The sequence below is a fragment of the Vibrio sp. 10N.222.55.C6 genome (assembly GCF_041473395.1).
GTDB lineage: Bacteria > Pseudomonadota > Gammaproteobacteria > Enterobacterales > Vibrionaceae > Vibrio > Vibrio crassostreae_C.
Genome location: NZ_JBFRSD010000491.1, coordinates 1 through 375 on the forward strand (window position 1 = coordinate 1; position 375 = coordinate 375).

Annotated in this window: 1 protein-coding gene; it reads right to left on the reverse strand. The window is 39.5% G+C overall.

Going from position 1 to position 375, the window contains the following annotated elements:
- The coding region (locus AB4486_RS24755; RefSeq protein ID WP_372119335.1) for a WYL domain-containing protein at positions 1–375 on the reverse strand (375 nt) is incomplete at both ends.

Genomic DNA, 375 nt, shown 5'->3' on the forward strand with positions numbered 1-375 from the left:
CCGTTAACCCATTTACCCTTTGTCGTCGATAGATAAGCGTGGAGGCAAAATTCAGACTTGTTACCCATTGAAAAACTTTGATTTGAGCGTATTTCAATGTTGTTTATCTTGTGCATCGTATAGGTACGCATTTCTCCAGACATGGAGCTACCGTTAGAGCTTCTTTTGTAACGCTCTCGAGCTACAAGATAAAATACTTTTTGATAGACAAACGAAGCGTATGGATCAACCTCACAGCGATGATTGTTGTAATCAAATGAGAGTACTTGTCTATTTTCAAGTGCACTTTCTATGTCATAAAGCACGGATTGTTCAACCTGTGGCGCTACAAAGTCGTAGCAACTTACTTGAATTTTGAATGGTGCGCTATTTAGC